A 15,780-nucleotide genomic window follows, 5' to 3' on the forward strand; every position below is an offset into this window, starting at 1 on the left:
GCACGGGCCACAGTGTTAGTGCGCGGGCAGCACTGCGCTCTGGTACTCGGCGCGGATAAAATCGGCGACTTCGTGGGACTCAAGCGCCTGGGCGAGGGCCTGTACCGCCGGCGAGTCTGCCTTATCCTCCGGCGCCACCAGAATATTCACATAGGGGTTATTCTCCGGCTTCTCTGAGGCAAGACCATCCTCTGCGTAGTTCAGCCCGGCTTCGAGTGCGAAGTTGCCATTGATCACCGCTGCGGCCACATCCTCATCCTCGAGCGTCTGCGGCAGCAGACGGGCGTCGACGGGCGTGATGGTCAGATCGCGCGGATTAGCGGTGATGTCCTCCACGGCCGTCTCGGCGCCGCGATCATCCACCTCGATCAGCCCAGTATCGGCAAGTAGCGCCAGGGCGCGGGCACGATTCACCGGGTCATTGGGGATGGTCACCGTGGCGCCGTCGGGCAGCGCCTCGAGGGAATCAATGCTGGTAGAAAACAGCGTCAGTGGCTCGAGGTGGACGCTAGCGACACTGCGTAGGCTGTGATCGTCGTTTTCCTCGCTCCATTCCTCTAGGTAGGGCTGGTGTTGGAAGAAGTTGGCGTCGGCATCGCCGTGGGTGGTCACGTGATTGGGGTCGATTCCCCCTTGGATCACCTTCACATCCAGCTCCACTCCCTCCGCGAGGCCCTCGTCTGCGATATATTCCAGAATCCGGGCATGCGGCTCGGGCGAGGCGACAACGGTGAGTGTGTTCTCATCCGGCTGGGCGCTACAGGCGCTGAGGCCCAGGACGCACACTGCGGCGGCGGCAATCTTCTTAATCATGGTTTTAGGCTGCTTTCTTGTGCTTATCGACGATATCCGCGAAGTTATCCGCGAGGTATTGGTGATATTTCTGGGTCACATCAGGGTGGGCGCGCAGCCGAGACTTCAGGGCGTTTAAGCCATTGGTGCTATAGATCTGCTCGCCATCGAGATCCACGCCCACCTCCGTGGGGGAGTCACGCAGCTCCGGCGGGAGGCTGATGCGGGGCACCTCGGCATCGAGCGCGGGGCTATAGAAGAAGGGAATGGAGAAGCGGTCCGTGCCCGGCGCGGAAGGCAGCACCCGGTGCGGGGTGGCCTTAAGGTAGCCGCCGGTGGCCACGCTGAGCAGCTCGCCGATATTGACGATGAGGTAATCCTCCACGGCGGGAACATTCACCCAGCTGCCGTCGACAAGCACCTGCAGGCCGCGCGAGCCCTCCTCCACCGTGAGCAGAGTGATAAAACCGGCGTCGTGGTGCGCGCCGACGCCCTGGCGGGTGGCCGAGAGATCGTGGCCGGGATAGTGCACGATCTTCAGCAGCGAGTGCGGGGCGCGGAAGGCCTCGGCGAAAAAGTCCTCCTCCTCGCCGAAGGCCACCGCCCATGCCCGTAGCAGGCCGGCGCCGATCTGTTCGAGCTGGGCAAACCACGCCAGCGCGCGGTCTTTGAGCTCGGGTTGATCCGCAGGCCATTGATTGGGCCCTTGCAGGATCTTCCACGGCTGCTCCGGCACCTTCTCGAGCTCGGCGGGCAGCTCAGGGCCGATATCCAGCTGCTCGCGCCAATCGCGCAAGCCCTGGGTGCGTTCGGTGCCGGTGGCGGTATAGCCGCGGTAGTGCGGGGAATGTATTTGGGAGATGCGCCGCTTTTGCGCTGCGGGCTGGGCGAAAAAGGATTGAGCCTCGGCCAAGAGCCCCTCGCGGGCGCGGGGGGCAATGCCGTGGTTGGCAAGGTAGAAAAAGCCCACCTCGTGCGCCGCCTGGAGCAAGGCATGAAGCTCGTCTTCATATCCGGGATGCTCTGGGTTGCGTAGCCGAGAGAAGTCAATGACGGGAATAGTTGGTGTGTGCATGCCGCCATCATAGACACCTCTGTCTATTTATTTCGCGCACTACCCCCGATAGATGGCCATCATATTGGTTTGATAGTGCGCCTAGCTGGCATTTTGAGATAGACCGCTCGGTACGCGGGGGAGGCTCGGGGCGGTACGGACAGAGCGTCCCTGCGGCCCTAGAAGGTGCGGACCAGCTCGGCCAGCTCATCATCGCCGCGATCCCGCAACCGGCGCACGGTTTTCCGGCGAGCACACTCCGCCGGCAACCCCATCGCGAGATTGAGCGCGGCGATCACCACCTCGGGGCACGCCCAGTCCACCAGCGCACCATCGGCATCGAGGAACTCCTCGTCGAGGCCGATGCGGTTGATGAGCAGCACCAAGCCCTCGGCGTCCTCGCGCTCGGCGGGGGCGCGGGTGATGTCGAAGCTCTCGCCAAAGCGCAACCACATGCGCTCGCCCTCTTCGAGTCCGAGATCCTGAATAAAGCGGGAGATCGTGCCCAGCGAGGCAGTGGTTTTACCCCAGGTCAGGCGCTGCTCCCCCAGCCGGCTGGGAATCATTCGCGTCTCACCGAAGGCCACATCATAGATGGCGAGCACGCCGAGGCCGATGCCGGTGCCGGAGCCGCGCACGTGATCGTGACTCACGCGCAGCAGGAGATTCCACTCGCCGTCGCGGAGGTAGAGCCCCTTGGTCTCCTCGGGCAGGACGTGATTGACCAGCGCCTCCTCCTCAGTGCGGTAGCGCACCTGGCCGTGCTCGACCACGAAGTCGCCGGTGGCGGCAAAAGCCCGCACCGAGTTTTCCGCCACCCCATATCCGGTGGCCTCGGCGATAAGCTCCCGCAGCGGCACCGATGTGCGACGCTCGGGATCGGCCGCATTCGCCTGCGCCAGCCGCGCCCCGATGAAATCCGAGATCGTGGTCCACTCTTCTTTACCCCACTCGCGCAGCGCCCATGTGCGCGCCCCGCAGCGCTGCACATGCTCGGCACTGGATAGGCTGCCATCGATAGAGCGGCTACTGCGATCAGACAGCACCGCGTGCAGCTGCTCCGTGCTCATGGGCTCGCCCTCAATGCGCAGCACCGCACTGGCCCGAGCGACCACCGATCCGGTGTCGCTGAGCACATGGTCTTTATAGAGCGCATAGGGGGTGTGGGTGTCTATCCACTCCCGCATCAAGGCAGTATCCGCACCCACGGCATTCGCGAGTTCTTCTAGTGTGAGCACGCCATAGTTATCGGCAGCGGCGGCAATGGCCTTGTCCACCGCGGCGGCAAAGCCGGCCCGGACAAGCCAGCGGCCGGTGCCCGCGCCTGCGGACTCGGAGCCGTCAATACACTCCAGCCCCCATGATCCGGGCGCACCCACCATGGGCAGGATTGTCAATAGGTCCGTCTCCACTCCTGCGGGAACGGAACACAGCGCGGGCAGCAGCCGATAGATCTCCTCTACCGGTCGCGCGATGCCCACGCGCTCGCGCACGGCGGCTTGTACCAGCTCGCACACCGGCCCGATAGCGCCAAGCCCCGCGCAGAGCATGCTCTCGAGTTGCCGGACTCGCTCACGGCTCACCCCAAAGCGATCCCCTAAGGTCTGCAGGGACGCCGGTCCGGCTAGGCGTTCATCGAGAATTGGGGCAAAGCGCGCATCAGCGGCCACCACCTCCGCGATCTCCACGCAGGCAGCCCATGCCACGGTTTCTGTCCGTCTATCCAGGGCGGCCGCCGCGGCTGTGACGCTTTCGGGAATATTCTCCTTTTCTCCCAAGAGGTCCGCGGCCGTGCCAGTCAACGCCAACCAATCCAGCAGCACGGAGGCATCGCCCTGGGCAGGATCCTCATAAAGCAGCTGCTCCACCGGATGATCAGCGACCGTGGGAGCCTTATCGTCTTCTGCTTCGTCCTCCGATCCGCCCGTCTCATACTCATCCAGCGCTAGGAGCACCACCTCATTCAGCAACTTCTGCAGGCGCACCCGCCCAATCCCGGGCAGATCCGCCAGCTCCTCGACGGTAAGCTCGGTGATACCCACCTCGGACGGAATGCCCAGCCGCCGCCGCACTTTTGTCCACAGCGCGCTCTCCGGCACCAAACCGGGCCGAAGATAAGGTGAGAGCTGCCCCAAGGCGGTGGTGCTCCCCCGCCCCAGCCAGGCCTCCACCACAGCCATCGTGTCTGGCGCATCGGCGGCATTCGCCGTATCCAGCCAGGGAAACACTGCCGCTACAAGCTCCGCGTGGCCGTGGGCCTCGGTGTCCTTTTCTGTGGCGTTGATCGACGCCGTCATAGCCGCCAACGACCGCGCGAAGCTTACCTCATCAATGATCTCCACGCCGAGGGCACGCGCTTTCTTCGCCTTGCCGGACATGGTGTGCACATCGGCGGCCACCACGAGCCGCGAGGATGTGATCACCCCGCCCACACTCAATCCAGCCTCGCGGGCCCGCGCCTCCCAAGTTTCGCGCGGCAGGGCCATGGCCCCGGTGAAGGTGACACGATCTCCCGGCGCGAGCGCGCACACTTCCGCCGCCACCGGGGCCTGCCCGTCCTGGCCCTCCTGCTCATCTGGCTGGGCGAGCAGCTGCCGAAAGCGCGCGTGCTCAATGCTCAGCTGTTCGGCGATACGGCCAAGCCAGAGGCGCTCGCGCTCGGTGACCACCCCATCGGCCCAGGCCTCAATCACCAGCTGCTTCAGATAGTGCTCATGCAGTTCGCTGATGTCCTCGGCCTCGAGCCCATAGCTCTGCGCCACCCGACCCAGCTGCTCGAGCTCTTCCCTAGTGAGCCGCCCGTCCACCATCGCCTGTGCCAGCGCCGCGCAGTAGCGATCGGATTGCGCATCGCCAGTGGAGGGCATGGCGGTGGTCAGCCGCCGCAGCCACGCGGACTCCGCAGCAAAGGCGGCGTCTGCACTCACCGCAGCCCACTCGCTGATCGGGCCGGAGGGTGCGCTGCCGAAGAGCCCGTCCACCCGAGCGATGCACGGAGCAGGCGACTCCGGCAGGGCGTCCAGCTGCGCAGCAGTGAATACCAGCGGTGCGGCATCAGCACCCAGCTCGGGGTGCCGGCGCAGCAGCTCAATAAAGAGCTCGGTGGTGGCGGCGGCATCGGCGAGCGCGGTGTGGGCGGCGAGGTTATTCACACCAATCACCTCAAGACAGGCAGATAACTTGCCCGGCGCCCCAGGCAGCAGCCGGCGCGAGAGGACGCAGGTATCGAGTGTCCACGCAGTGCCCGGCAGCTGCACCCCTACTCGTGCGAATTCATCGCTGAGAAAGCGGCGTTCAAAGGAGGCGTTATGGGCCACCACAATGCGCCCCTGCAGCACCTCGGCGAGGCGGCCGGCCAGCTGCTCGAAGCTAGGGGCATTCAGGAGATCCCTAGGCTCAATGTGGTGAATATGGGAGTTGTCGAAACCACGATTCGGCTGCACCAGGCTACGCCAATAGCGTTCGGGCTGCGCCTGGGTATCGAGCACAACGATGCCGATCTCGAGGATCCTGTCGCTGCTGCGCACCCCCGTGGTCTCAAGGTCGAGGACGGCGAAGCCGCGGAATGCCTGATCGGTCTCTGTGTTCCTGCTCGGTGTGCTCATACATGTCTCCCTGCGCGCTGCTGCGATACGTCTGTAGTACGTCACTTAGTCTAACGACGCCACGGACACCTCCACTGCACTTTTCGCACACTCTTTCCCCGCTTTCCCAGCGTCGACAATTCCCCTCTGAGCTGCATAAAAAGCACGTACCACTTAGTACAGCCGCATTTTTGACAGTGCGGCCTTAGCGCTGCGGCGCTATAGCCCAGGGCTTAGCATCACATGAACTACTACCTCGCAGCGCGTGGATGTATCCCGCGCTCGCAGCCCGCACGGCTACCCCGCCCCGACGCACCACAGGGAGAACCACGATGTCCACGCAGCGGACTGAGGACGCCACAGCAGCGTCCGCGCAGGAAAAGGCCAATGGTCGCCGCCTCATTGCCGCCAACAGCCTGCAGAATGTGGGCGATCAATTCGTGGCGGCTAAGACCGTGCTGCCGTGGCTACTCGCCGCCGCCGGCACTCCCGCGTTCTTTATCGCGTTGCTGGTACCCATCCGCGAGTCGGGGCCGATGCTGCCGCAGGCGCCGCTGACCCCGTGGGTGATGCGGCACGAGCAGCGCGCCGGTATCTGGGTGGCGGGCGCACTTGGCCAAGCGGTGAGCTCCGCCATCATCGGCCTAGGCGCCCTGCTGCTCGATGGCTGGGGGCTGGGGTTGTGCGTGATCCTCGCGCTCATCGCCTTTGCGCTCTCCCGCTCTCTGTGCTCGATCGCCTCCAAGGATGTGCAGGGGCGCACCATCCCCAAGGGCCGCCGTGGCCGCATCAACGGCACCTCCACGATGATCGGCGGCATGGTGGCCATCGCCGTCGGTGGCGAGGTGCGGCTCATGCGCGATCGCGCCCCCGACTGGATATTGGCGGCACTTATCCTCCTCGCCGCCGGGCTATGGCTGATCAGCGCGCTGGTATTCCACCGCATCCAAGAGCCTGCGGTTGCCGCCGATCAATCCCAGCGCCCCACCGCCGGCTGGTTCAGCGATGTGCGCACCCTCCTCAGTGGGGACCGGGACTTCCGTAACTTTGTGATTCTGCGCTCATTGCTCTTGGTCTCCGCGCTATCGCCGGCGTTCATTGTGGCGCTCTCCGAGGAAAGCACCGATCTGCTTGCCGGTCTCGGATCCTTCCTCGTGGCCTCCGGGCTGGCCGCGGTACTCGGTGGCCGGATCTCGGGGGTCTGGTCGGATCGTTCCTCCAAAAGGGTGATGACGCTCGGCGCCGCCGTCTCCTCGCTGGCCTTGGTGGCTGTGGTCTCCTGCTATTGGTGGGCGCCCACCAGCTGGCACCCCTGGCTATTTCCCGCACTGTTTTTCGTGGTCACCCTCGCCCACACCGCGATCCGCGTCGCCCGCAAAACCTACATCGTGGACATGGCCGAGGGCGATGTGCGCACCCGCTATGTGGCCGTGGCCAACACCACCATGGGCATCATCTTGCTGTTCACCGGCGTGATCTCCGGGCTATTCGCCTACTTCGGTGAGGAGTGGGCGCTGGTGTTCCTCGCGGGCTTGGGCGCGCTGGGAGTGCTCTTTTCCCGCAGGATCGCCGATGTCTCCAGCCCATCCTCCTAGCCCCGGCAGTCTCCTCTCGCTTGTCGACGCCGCCACGCCGACACCACACCCCAGTGCCTCGAAGTCACCCGTTTCTGGGCTCAGCTAATGGTACTTTTAGAGCCGTACACGAAACGCTATCGAGACAAAGTTGCCTAATCTTTTATGTCAGATACTTCCCATACTTCCGCCGCCACCGCAGTGATCATGCTCGCTGCGGGCGCTGGCACCCGCATGAAGTCCGCCACTCCGAAAATGCTGCACCATGTTGCCGGCCGTTCCATGCTGGCGCATGGCCTGCACGCCGCGGCGGGCATCAACCCCGCCCATCTCATTGCTGTTGTCGGCCACGGCCGCGAACAGGTGGTCCCCGCCATTGAGGCCGAGACCCCGGCCCTGCCGCACTCCCCGACCGTGCACACCGCGGTGCAGGAGGAGCAAAACGGCACCGGCCATGCTGTCGGCGTCGGCCTAGAGGCCCTGCCGGCAGACTTCGCCGGCACCGTGGTTGTCACCACCTCCGATATCCCAGCGCTTAATGCTGAGACCCTGCAGCAGCTCGTGCGCACGCACACCAGCGCCCCGCAGGCTGCGGTCACCGTGCTGACCACCGCGGTGGATAATCCCCACGGCTATGGCCGCATCATCCGCGATGAGGATGGGCGCGTCACCGAGATCGTGGAGGAAAAGGACGCCACCGACTCCCAGCGTGCCGTCACCGAGATCAACTCGGCCGTCTACGCCTTCGATGCCGCGCTGCTCCGCCAGGCGCTCACCCAGCTGGACACCAACAATGCCCAAGGCGAGCTGTATCTCACCGACGTGATCAAGATTGCCCGCACCTCCGGCAAGCTGGTGCGCGCCCACAAGCTCGCCGACCCCTACTACGTGTCGGGAGTCAATGATCGGGTGCAGCTGGCTGCGATGAGCAAAGAATTCAACCGTCGCCTCTGCGAGGCCGCCATGCGCGGCGGCGCCACCATCGACGATCCCGCCACCACCTTCATCGACTGCACCGTGCAGATCGGCCAAGATGTGACCATTCACCCCGGCACCCAGCTCAAGGGCAGCACCACCATCGCTGATGGCGCCGAGATCGGCCCCGACACCACGCTGAGCAACGTGGAGGTGGGCGAAGGCGCCCAGGTGGTGCGCACCCACGGCTTCGACTCCCGCATCGGCGCCGGCGCCTCCGTAGGCCCGTTCACCTATCTGCGCCCAGGCACCGATCTCGGCGAGAACGGCAAGCTCGGCGGCTTCGTCGAGTCTAAAAACGCCCAGATTGGCCGCGGTTCCAAGGTTCCGCACCTCACCTACATCGGCGATGCCGAGGTGGGCGAGGACTCCAACATCGGCTGCTCCTCGGTGTTCGTCAACTACGACGGCGTGGACAAGCACCGCTCCGTCGTTGGCAGCCATGTGCGCCTCGGCTCCGACACCATGATCGTCGCTCCGGTGACCATTGGTGACGGCGTGTACTCCGGGGCAGGTACAGTAATTAAAGATGATGTACCTGCAGGTTCGCTCGTAGTCTCGGGCGGCAAACAGCGCAACATCGAAGGGTGGGTAGAGCGCAAGCGACCAAACACCCCAGCTGCCGACGCCGCAGCTGCCGCCCGCAAACCCAAGCAAGCATAAGGAAAGGTAAGGCATCGAATAACGATGACTGGCCAGTGGACAGATAACCAAAAGAACCTCATGGTGTTTTCCGGCCGGGGCAACCCGGCCCTCGGTGAGGAAGTGGCACGTGAGCTGGGTACCGAATTGACCCCCACCACCGCCCGCGACTTCGCCAATGGCGAGATCTTTGTGCGGTTCGAGGAATCCGTACGCGGCTGTGACGCCTTCGTGATCCAGTCCCACACGCAGCCGCTGAACAAGCTGCTGATGGAGCAACTGATCATGATCGATGCGCTCAAACGCGGCTCCGCCAAGCGCATCACCGCGATCCTGCCCTTCTACCCCTATGCCCGCCAGGACAAGAAGCACCGCGGCCGCGAGCCCATCTCCGCTCGTCTGGTGGCTGATCTGCTCAAGACCGCCGGCGCGGACCGCATCGTGTCCGTGGACCTGCACACCGACCAGATCCAGGGCTTCTTCGACGGCCCCGTCGATCACATGCACGCCATGCCGATCCTCACCGACTACATCAAGAGCAACTACGAGCTCAACAACATCTGCGTGGTTTCTCCCGACGCTGGCCGCGTGAAGATGGCCGAAAAGTGGGCCAATATCCTCGGCGACTCCCCCATGGCCTTCGTGCACAAGACCCGCTCCGTGGACGAAGCCAATAAGGTCACCGCGAATCGCGTGGTCGGCGACGTCGAAGGCCGCACCTGCGTGCTGCTCGACGACATGATCGACACCGGCGGCACGATCTCCGGTGCCGTGAACGTGCTCAAGGAAGCCGGCGCCGGTGATGTCATCATCGGCTGCACCCACGGCGTGTTCTCTGACCCCGCCCGCGAGCGCCTCTCCAAGTGCGGTGCCAAGGAAGTCATCACCACCGACACCCTGCCGCAGAACCCCGAGGGCTGGGACAACCTCACCGTGTTGCCCATCGCCCCGCTGCTGGCCAAGACGATCCACGAGATCTTCGAAAACGGCTCGGTGACCACCCTCTTCGAGGGCGAGGCCTAAACCCGCTCCGGCGTCTAGGACGGCCGTCTCCTCACTTTCGAGGCGACGGCCGCTTCTGCGCTTATCGACGCCGTCTGCTGCTGGTCCAGACACAACAACTCGCCCCGCGCCGAAGCGCGGAGCGAGAAGTGAGAAGGGCGATCCGTCCTAGAGACGTTCAGCGAGCCACTGCTTAATTACTCGGTTGAACTCATCAGCACGTTCCACCTGCGACCAGTGACCACACTGGGAGAAGATATGCACATCTGCATGTGGCACAACATTCAGCAGGTCCCAGGTGCGCGACACGGGAATCACCTTGTCCTGGGTGCCGTGGATCAGCAACACCGGAATGTCCAGTTCAGCGAGTTTGTCGAAATCTAGCGGCAACTCATTACGGTCACGATCACGGGCAGCAACAACCTCCTTGAGACGGTCGCTGGCTGTGTCATTGAGTGCGGAGTTGTAGCGCAGTTCCACAAGTTCCTCGGTGATCAGGCTCTTATCCACCACGAACAGTTCGAGGGTGTCACGGATGCCTTCCCGGGTCAGGGTGGGGTTCGAATGCCCCTTGAGTGCACCGGTGAGCTTGGCTCCCCCGGTACCCATGGAGATGATTCCAGCGAGGCGCTCCGGATGATCGATAGCGAATTGGAAGGCGAGCCAGCCGCCCAAGGAGTTACCCACAATCCAAGTCTTTTCAATGCCCAGTGCATCGAGAACGCGGATCGCATGCTCTACCCATTGACGAATGCCATACTCGGTGCCCTCTGCCACCACGGTTTGGCCATAGCCAATCGAGTCGATCGCGATGCAGCGGCCAAACTCGGCGATCTGAGGGAGGTTAAGCCACCAGTTCGCGGCGGCGGTAACCCCGGTTCCGGAGCCATGCAGGAAGAGGATCGGGGTGCCCTCACCAAGCTCGTGGTAGTGGGTGATCTCACCTGGTGCGGTCTCAAGCCACTTATCTTCCAGACCGAAGAAGGGATCTGTCTTAAAATCAGGGATCTGTGTCTCAGTCATAGCGGTTACTGTATCCTTCATCACATTCTTTAGGTGGGTGTATGTTCCGCTGAGCGGGACAATCCGGTGTGGAGGATTAGTCCCGCGGCCGCGGCACCGAGTAGGTGGTCAGGAACTTTCCGAGCAGAGTGCCATCCGCACTGGAATGAACCTCGGTATCGGTGACGATGATCGTCTTCCCGGCGCGGACGATCCGTGCGGTGGCAATCGCATCGCCCTTCCTGGTGTTCGCCACGACGTTCACCGTCGATGACACTGCAAGAGGGAACACGCCTTCCGCCACGTTGTGCATCGCCAACCATGTGGCGGTGATATCCGCGAGGCCAAAGAGCGCGGGAGCGGCGAACATTCCGGCCGGCTGCGAGACTTCCTTAGTCAAGGGCATCCCCACCTTGACGCACTCAGCCGAGCCTTCTATCGGATAGAGCCCGAGGGTGATGGCGATGTCATCCACACGGGAGTAAAAGTCGTTCCACTTTTCTTCAAATGTCATGTCAGCTCCAATGAGTCAATATCTGTAGCTTGCTGCTTCACCCGGTCGGGTTCGGCGACCATGAGATTCAGCTCCTCGCCGTCACGAGTCTCGACATCCACGACGAAATGCATCCCCGCCGCTTCGCATGCTCTCACCCCATCGAGATCGTCGATAGCCACTCCCACAATCACGCGGCGGCAGCGGGGATTAGCTCGAAAGGCTTCCGCAATGCCTGCCCGCATACGTTCCGTGGTGCCCAGCGACATCTCGACATCGTCCGCGCCATAGGGATACGTGTGCTTCAAAGACGAGCGAACAATGGGCGTGATCTTAAGCATCGGCATCCTCTCGTGTCGCAGCTGCGTCTCGAGCACGTTCCACCGCAAACACTTCTCGCACGTGTTCCCGGATAGCGATTTTGTTTACCTTGCCGGCTGAGTTGCGGTCGATGGCGTCGACAAGCACCAGCTTCTTCGGCAGCTTGTAGCGAGCAAGGTGATGCTCGCAGTGCTCCCGCAGCTGCTCAATCGTCAGGGTCGCACCCTCATCCAGCTGAACAACCGCCACCACAATTTCGCCCCAATCGGGATCAGGGTGACCAACAACCGCATTGGCCAGCACTCCCTCGGCTCCAGCGATCACACGCTCAACCTCTGCCGGATACACATTCTCGCCACCGGAGATAATAAGGTCCTTGAGACGATCCACCACGTAGTAGAAGCCGTCTTCGTCGCGAATACCGATGTCCCCAGAATGGAACCATCCCGCGGTATAGGCGGTATTCGTGACTTCGGGGTTATTCCAATATCCTGTGGCCACATTAGGTCCGCGCACCCACATTTCACCCGAAACGCCGGGCTCTTTCACCTCTTCCCCGGTGTCAGAGTTCATGAGCTTCACCTCGGTATAGGGCATCGGAATGCCACAGGAACCGATTTTGGACACAGTCATCTCTGGCGGAAGGTAGGTGGCAAAAGGCGAGGTTTCTGTGAGCCCCCACGCCTGCTGAATATTGATCCCTTTGTCCATATAGCGATGGATCAACACGGGCGGAACCGGCGCTCCGGCACAAATCGTGGCCCGCATCGAGTGCAGATCCGAGGAACCGAAGTTCGGGTGCTTGTACATGGCCTCTAGTTGGGCGGGCACAAGAAACGATGTGGACACAGAGTACTTCTCTATATCCTCCAGCACTCGGCCCGGATTGAATTGGCGGTGAATCAACACGGTATTGCCACGCACAAGAGACCGGATGGAAAAGGAGTTCAGCGCACCCACGTGGAAAAGAGGTGCCGTGGCCAGCGTGACATCACCTGGGCGCACATCCACCATGGAGTCCACGTTGATCTGGTTCCACCAGAGATTGCCGAAGGTGAGCTGCGCCCCCTTGGGCAATCCGGTTGTGCCGGAGGTGAAGAGCAACAGCGCAAGATCCTTCATCCCCATGGGCCGAATCTTTGGCGCGGGATTGGTCTCATCCGGGCTGATGAAAGCTGACGTGGAATGCCAATAAACAGGGACCGTCTTATCCGGTGGGCTGAGCTCATCATCGTCGACGGCCACAATATGCTGCCGCTCGATTCCGTAGACCGTCATGGCCTTTCCCACATATTCGCCTTCGACAACGACTGTGTGCGGAGTCCCCTGCATCAGCAGCTTTGATATCTCCGGCGCTGAGAGCCGGAAATTGAAGGGCATGAACGTCGCGCCCAACCACCATGTGGCGAGCATGGTGTAGAAAAAGCTCGCGGAGTTCACACCGACATAAGCCACACGATCGCCCTGACGCACACCTGCCTCATCGAGGTGCAGAACCCAACGCTGCAGAGTCTCGTGTAGCTCCGCGTAGGTGATATTTCTGTTTTCATAGACCAACGCTACGGCGTCGGGCCTGTACTGGGCATGCCGTGCGATCTGTGACACGGGGTTGATGTCCAGGGAGTCCGGATTGTGGACTACGCCGGTAATCATCATAAGGAATCGCCTCCTGCGGCAGTCTGGAAGCCGCGCGCGGCGATGCCTCCGTCGATCTGAACTACCGAACCAGTTATGTTGGCCCCGTCCTCGCGATCTGCGAGCATGATGTAGGGCCCAGTGAAACTGCTTGGGTCTGTCGAAATGTCGTGCAATGGGATGTAGGGGTTGCCGCCTTCTGGTCGGCGATCAATGGTGTCCTTGAAGCTGCGGCTGTCCAAGCCCGCGGCCGCCGGGCCACGAAGGTCAGTACGCATTCCACCGACCGCCACGCCATTGACGCGGACCTTTGGTGCCAGTTCGTGTGCGAACTGAAGCATGAGCCCTCTATCGGCGAATTTGGCTGCGGTGTACACCGGACCGCCGCCGGCAGCGTAGAAGGAGGCATTGGACAGGGTCATAATGATGGAGCCACGCGATTTCACAAGTTCTCGCCACGTGGCCTCAACGGTGAGGACATAGCCCTTGACATTGATGCCGAAAACTTCGTCGCATACCGCGGCTAGTTCCGCTCCGTTGAGCTTCGTGAGCGAGCGGTTGTAGTCCCAGATGCCGGCGTTGGGAATCACGGTGTCGATCCCGCCGAAGGCACGGCATGTCTCCTCCACCGCGGCATGGAGTGCTTCCGGCTGTCGCACATCGGCGCTGCAGGCCAACGCCCGGGATGTTCCTAATTCATCAGCTACTGCCTGTGCCCGCTCCAGCGACACATCGACCAAGGACACATTCGCGCCCTGTTCGTGGAATCGACGCGCGAGCGCTGCTCCCAATCCGGAACCCGCACCGGTGATAAAGACTGTCTGATCGTGAAACCTCTGTTGCGCCATAATGAATCCTCTCCTGTCCGTGGCTGCCAGCTAGAAGAACGTCGAAATGTTCTTCGAGGTCAAGACGTTGATGTCCAGGAGAATGCGCCGATCGAAAATCTTGTATCCCTCGTCAGTGGAACGAATGAGATCCGTCCGGGTACCAGCGAAGACATCCTTTTCTTCTTCCAACCGAGTACGCCACACGAGAAAGTTGCTGCGGGCTTCAATAACTTCCTCGCCGTCGACCTCTGCGTGTCGGAACACGAGATTGGTGATCAGATGCCTCGTGCGTGAAGGCGGGTCTTCGGCCCACGCCATGCCCGAGTCGAAGCGCCGGATTCTCCATGCCAGCGATTCTTTGGTTTCGTCATAGAAGGCTGCCTCCCCATAAGCGGCGATCGACAGCGCCTGCTGCCGCCGCAGGCGGTTAGATCGGGTTGGCGCCCAATACAGCAAGTCATCATCGAAGCGCTCCAACCAATCGGTGTAGCGGCCATCGTCCAGGAGATCCGCCTCACGATAATAAAAGTTCTGCAACTCATAGGCGCGCTGGATGTCCACCAGCTCCCCCACGACCGCATCGTCCCTGCGTAAATAGTCAGTCATTACATGTCTCCTCTTACAATCCCCGGCTACTTATCGAGCCAATTTCTTGAGATTCTCGCCGGGGTCGGCGAGCTTGTCCGGATCGGGGCTTAAGCCTCGATCAATCATTCGTCGTGCTGCACGCACCGCCATCGAGTCATCAACGGCAGCGGCGCCAACGACGCGACCGTCGTTAGTGATTCGGAACGCCACCGCGGGATGCCCGTTGCTGTCCTTGCGAACGACCGTGCTTCCAGGAAGGCTCATGTCCCCTACTCCCTCGACATGAACGCCATAGCGATCCGACCAGAACCAGCCCGCACCATGCTGCGGAAGATCCGTCCCTGCAATCGCGGCGGCGGCAGTCTGTGCAGTGTGTACCGCGTTCTCCCAATGCTCATGGCGCCGTTCGAGCGCTCCATCCTCGCGCCGTGTACGAGCACAATCACCGATAGCCCAGATCCCCGGCACGCTGGACTGTTGTGCTTCGTCCACCAGAATGCCGTTGTCGAAATCAAGCTCTGCTGAGCGAGCAAGCGCTTCCTCTGCGGTGATTCCCACTGCGACAACGACGACATCCGCGGCCAGGGAGTCGTGCCCCTTGATCTTCACGGTGAACGCGTGATCACCATCGTCGTGGTAGTTGATCTCTTCAGTAAGCCCATTGATATAAGTGACGCCATGATCGTCATGCATGTTGTGCAGGCGAGTAGCGATCTCTTCGCCCACCGCTGGCACCAGAGCAACGGGTGCTGGGTCAATAAGCGTGACCTGCGCTCCCAGATCGACAGCAGATCCAGCGAGCTCCGCACCGATCAAACCCGCGCCGACGATCGCGAGATCAACCCCCGGGCTAAGCCTGCTCTTGAGAGTCTCCGCGTCCTCGATGGTGCGCAGAGAGAGAATCTCGGGGTGGTTGAAACCAGGCAGGGGCAGCACCCGGGGCACGCCACCGGTGGCGATAACGAGATTGTCGTATCCGAGTTTCTGCGAGTCCTTCAGCGTGACGGTCTTATTGACGCCGTCCACGGCAATAGCTTCTCCTTGGACTACCTCAACTCGGTTTTCCTCGAACCACTCAGCCGGGGCGAGCAATAGATCGTCATGCTTTTTCGTGCCCTGCATGATCTCCTTAGACAGAGGCGGGCGATCATAAGGCAGGCCATGAGGGTCCACGATGGTGATGAGCCCATCCCACCCCAGCTTGCGCAGCGACTGAGCGAGGCTGAACCCGCCGATTCCGCCGCCGATAATGAGTGTGTGTGCCACGAGTTCTCAGCTCCTTGAGTAT

General features: G+C 62.1%; 13 protein-coding genes. 3 read left to right on the forward strand and 10 right to left on the reverse strand.

Translation table 11 applies throughout. From position 1 onward, the window contains the following. Nucleotides 1-15: 15 nt before the first annotated feature. From GBB11_RS02300 to GBB11_RS02310, 3 genes are all read right to left on the reverse strand, one after another. A complete protein-coding gene (locus GBB11_RS02300) occupies nucleotides 16-813 on the reverse strand; it encodes a MetQ/NlpA family ABC transporter substrate-binding protein (protein ID WP_151548879.1) in 798 nt (265 codons plus the stop codon). A gap of 4 nt (nucleotides 814-817) precedes the next feature. Continuing rightward, nucleotides 818-1,867: an isopenicillin N synthase family oxygenase gene (locus tag GBB11_RS02305; protein ID WP_151548880.1), complete on the reverse strand. Its 1,050-nt coding sequence runs from the start codon at nucleotides 1,865-1,867 to the stop codon at nucleotides 818-820. 158 nt (nucleotides 1,868-2,025) lie between these two features. Beyond that, nucleotides 2,026-5,451 carry an exonuclease domain-containing protein gene (locus GBB11_RS02310; protein ID WP_151548881.1) on the reverse strand — a complete coding sequence of 1,142 codons (3,426 nt, stop codon included), beginning with the start codon at nucleotides 5,449-5,451 and terminating at the stop codon, nucleotides 2,026-2,028. A gap of 311 nt (nucleotides 5,452-5,762) precedes the next feature. Between GBB11_RS02310 and GBB11_RS02315 the strand changes: the two genes are divergently transcribed. From GBB11_RS02315 to GBB11_RS02325, 3 genes are all read left to right on the forward strand, one after another. Continuing rightward, nucleotides 5,763-7,025 carry an MFS transporter gene (locus tag GBB11_RS02315; RefSeq protein WP_151548882.1) on the forward strand — a complete coding sequence of 421 codons (1,263 nt, stop codon included), beginning with the start codon at nucleotides 5,763-5,765 and terminating at the stop codon, nucleotides 7,023-7,025. 144 nt (nucleotides 7,026-7,169) lie between these two features. Further along, on the forward strand, nucleotides 7,170-8,642 hold the full coding sequence (gene glmU / locus GBB11_RS02320; RefSeq protein ID WP_151548883.1) for a bifunctional UDP-N-acetylglucosamine diphosphorylase/glucosamine-1-phosphate N-acetyltransferase GlmU: 1,473 nt from the start codon (nucleotides 7,170-7,172) through the stop codon (nucleotides 8,640-8,642). 24 nt (nucleotides 8,643-8,666) lie between these two features. Next, entirely contained in the window at nucleotides 8,667-9,644 is a 978-nt protein-coding gene (locus GBB11_RS02325; protein WP_151530107.1) for a ribose-phosphate diphosphokinase, read from the forward strand. A gap of 147 nt (nucleotides 9,645-9,791) precedes the next feature. Here the strand turns inward: GBB11_RS02325 and GBB11_RS02330 are convergent, their stop codons facing one another. The 7 genes from GBB11_RS02330 to GBB11_RS02360 all read right to left on the reverse strand — a co-directional run bounded on the left by GBB11_RS02330 (nucleotide 9,792) and on the right by GBB11_RS02360 (nucleotide 15,758). Further along, nucleotides 9,792-10,646: an alpha/beta fold hydrolase gene (locus tag GBB11_RS02330; RefSeq protein ID WP_151548884.1), complete on the reverse strand. Its 855-nt coding sequence runs from the start codon at nucleotides 10,644-10,646 to the stop codon at nucleotides 9,792-9,794. A gap of 76 nt (nucleotides 10,647-10,722) precedes the next feature. After that, on the reverse strand, nucleotides 10,723-11,139 hold the full coding sequence (locus GBB11_RS02335; RefSeq protein ID WP_151548885.1) for a PaaI family thioesterase: 417 nt from the start codon (nucleotides 11,137-11,139) through the stop codon (nucleotides 10,723-10,725). Next, nucleotides 11,136-11,459: a hypothetical protein gene (locus GBB11_RS02340; RefSeq protein ID WP_151548886.1), complete on the reverse strand. Its 324-nt coding sequence runs from the start codon at nucleotides 11,457-11,459 to the stop codon at nucleotides 11,136-11,138. Before GBB11_RS02340 ends, GBB11_RS02335 begins: the two co-directional genes overlap by 4 nt. Beyond that, nucleotides 11,452-13,095 (reverse strand): AMP-binding protein, encoded by a 1,644-nt coding sequence (locus GBB11_RS02345; RefSeq protein WP_151548887.1) that lies wholly within the window; start codon nucleotides 13,093-13,095, stop codon nucleotides 11,452-11,454. Before GBB11_RS02345 ends, GBB11_RS02340 begins: the two co-directional genes overlap by 8 nt. Next, nucleotides 13,092-13,922, reverse strand: a complete 831-nt coding sequence (locus tag GBB11_RS02350; RefSeq protein WP_151548888.1) for an SDR family NAD(P)-dependent oxidoreductase — start codon at nucleotides 13,920-13,922, stop codon at nucleotides 13,092-13,094. Before GBB11_RS02350 ends, GBB11_RS02345 begins: the two co-directional genes overlap by 4 nt. Nucleotides 13,923-13,952: 30 nt before the next feature. Then, the gene (locus GBB11_RS02355; protein ID WP_151548889.1) at nucleotides 13,953-14,510 is read right to left on the reverse strand and encodes a 3-phenylpropionate/cinnamic acid dioxygenase subunit beta; all 558 of its coding nucleotides are present in this window, start codon (nucleotides 14,508-14,510) and stop codon (nucleotides 13,953-13,955) included. A 30-nt stretch (nucleotides 14,511-14,540) separates the two neighbouring features. After that, nucleotides 14,541-15,758: an NAD(P)/FAD-dependent oxidoreductase gene (locus GBB11_RS02360; protein WP_151548890.1), complete on the reverse strand. Its 1,218-nt coding sequence runs from the start codon at nucleotides 15,756-15,758 to the stop codon at nucleotides 14,541-14,543. Between the last annotated feature and the right edge of the window lie 22 nt (nucleotides 15,759-15,780).

The sequence above is a fragment of the Corynebacterium sp. 74A genome (assembly GCF_008930665.1).
In the GTDB taxonomy this organism is placed as follows: domain Bacteria; phylum Actinomycetota; class Actinomycetes; order Mycobacteriales; family Mycobacteriaceae; genus Corynebacterium; species Corynebacterium megadyptis.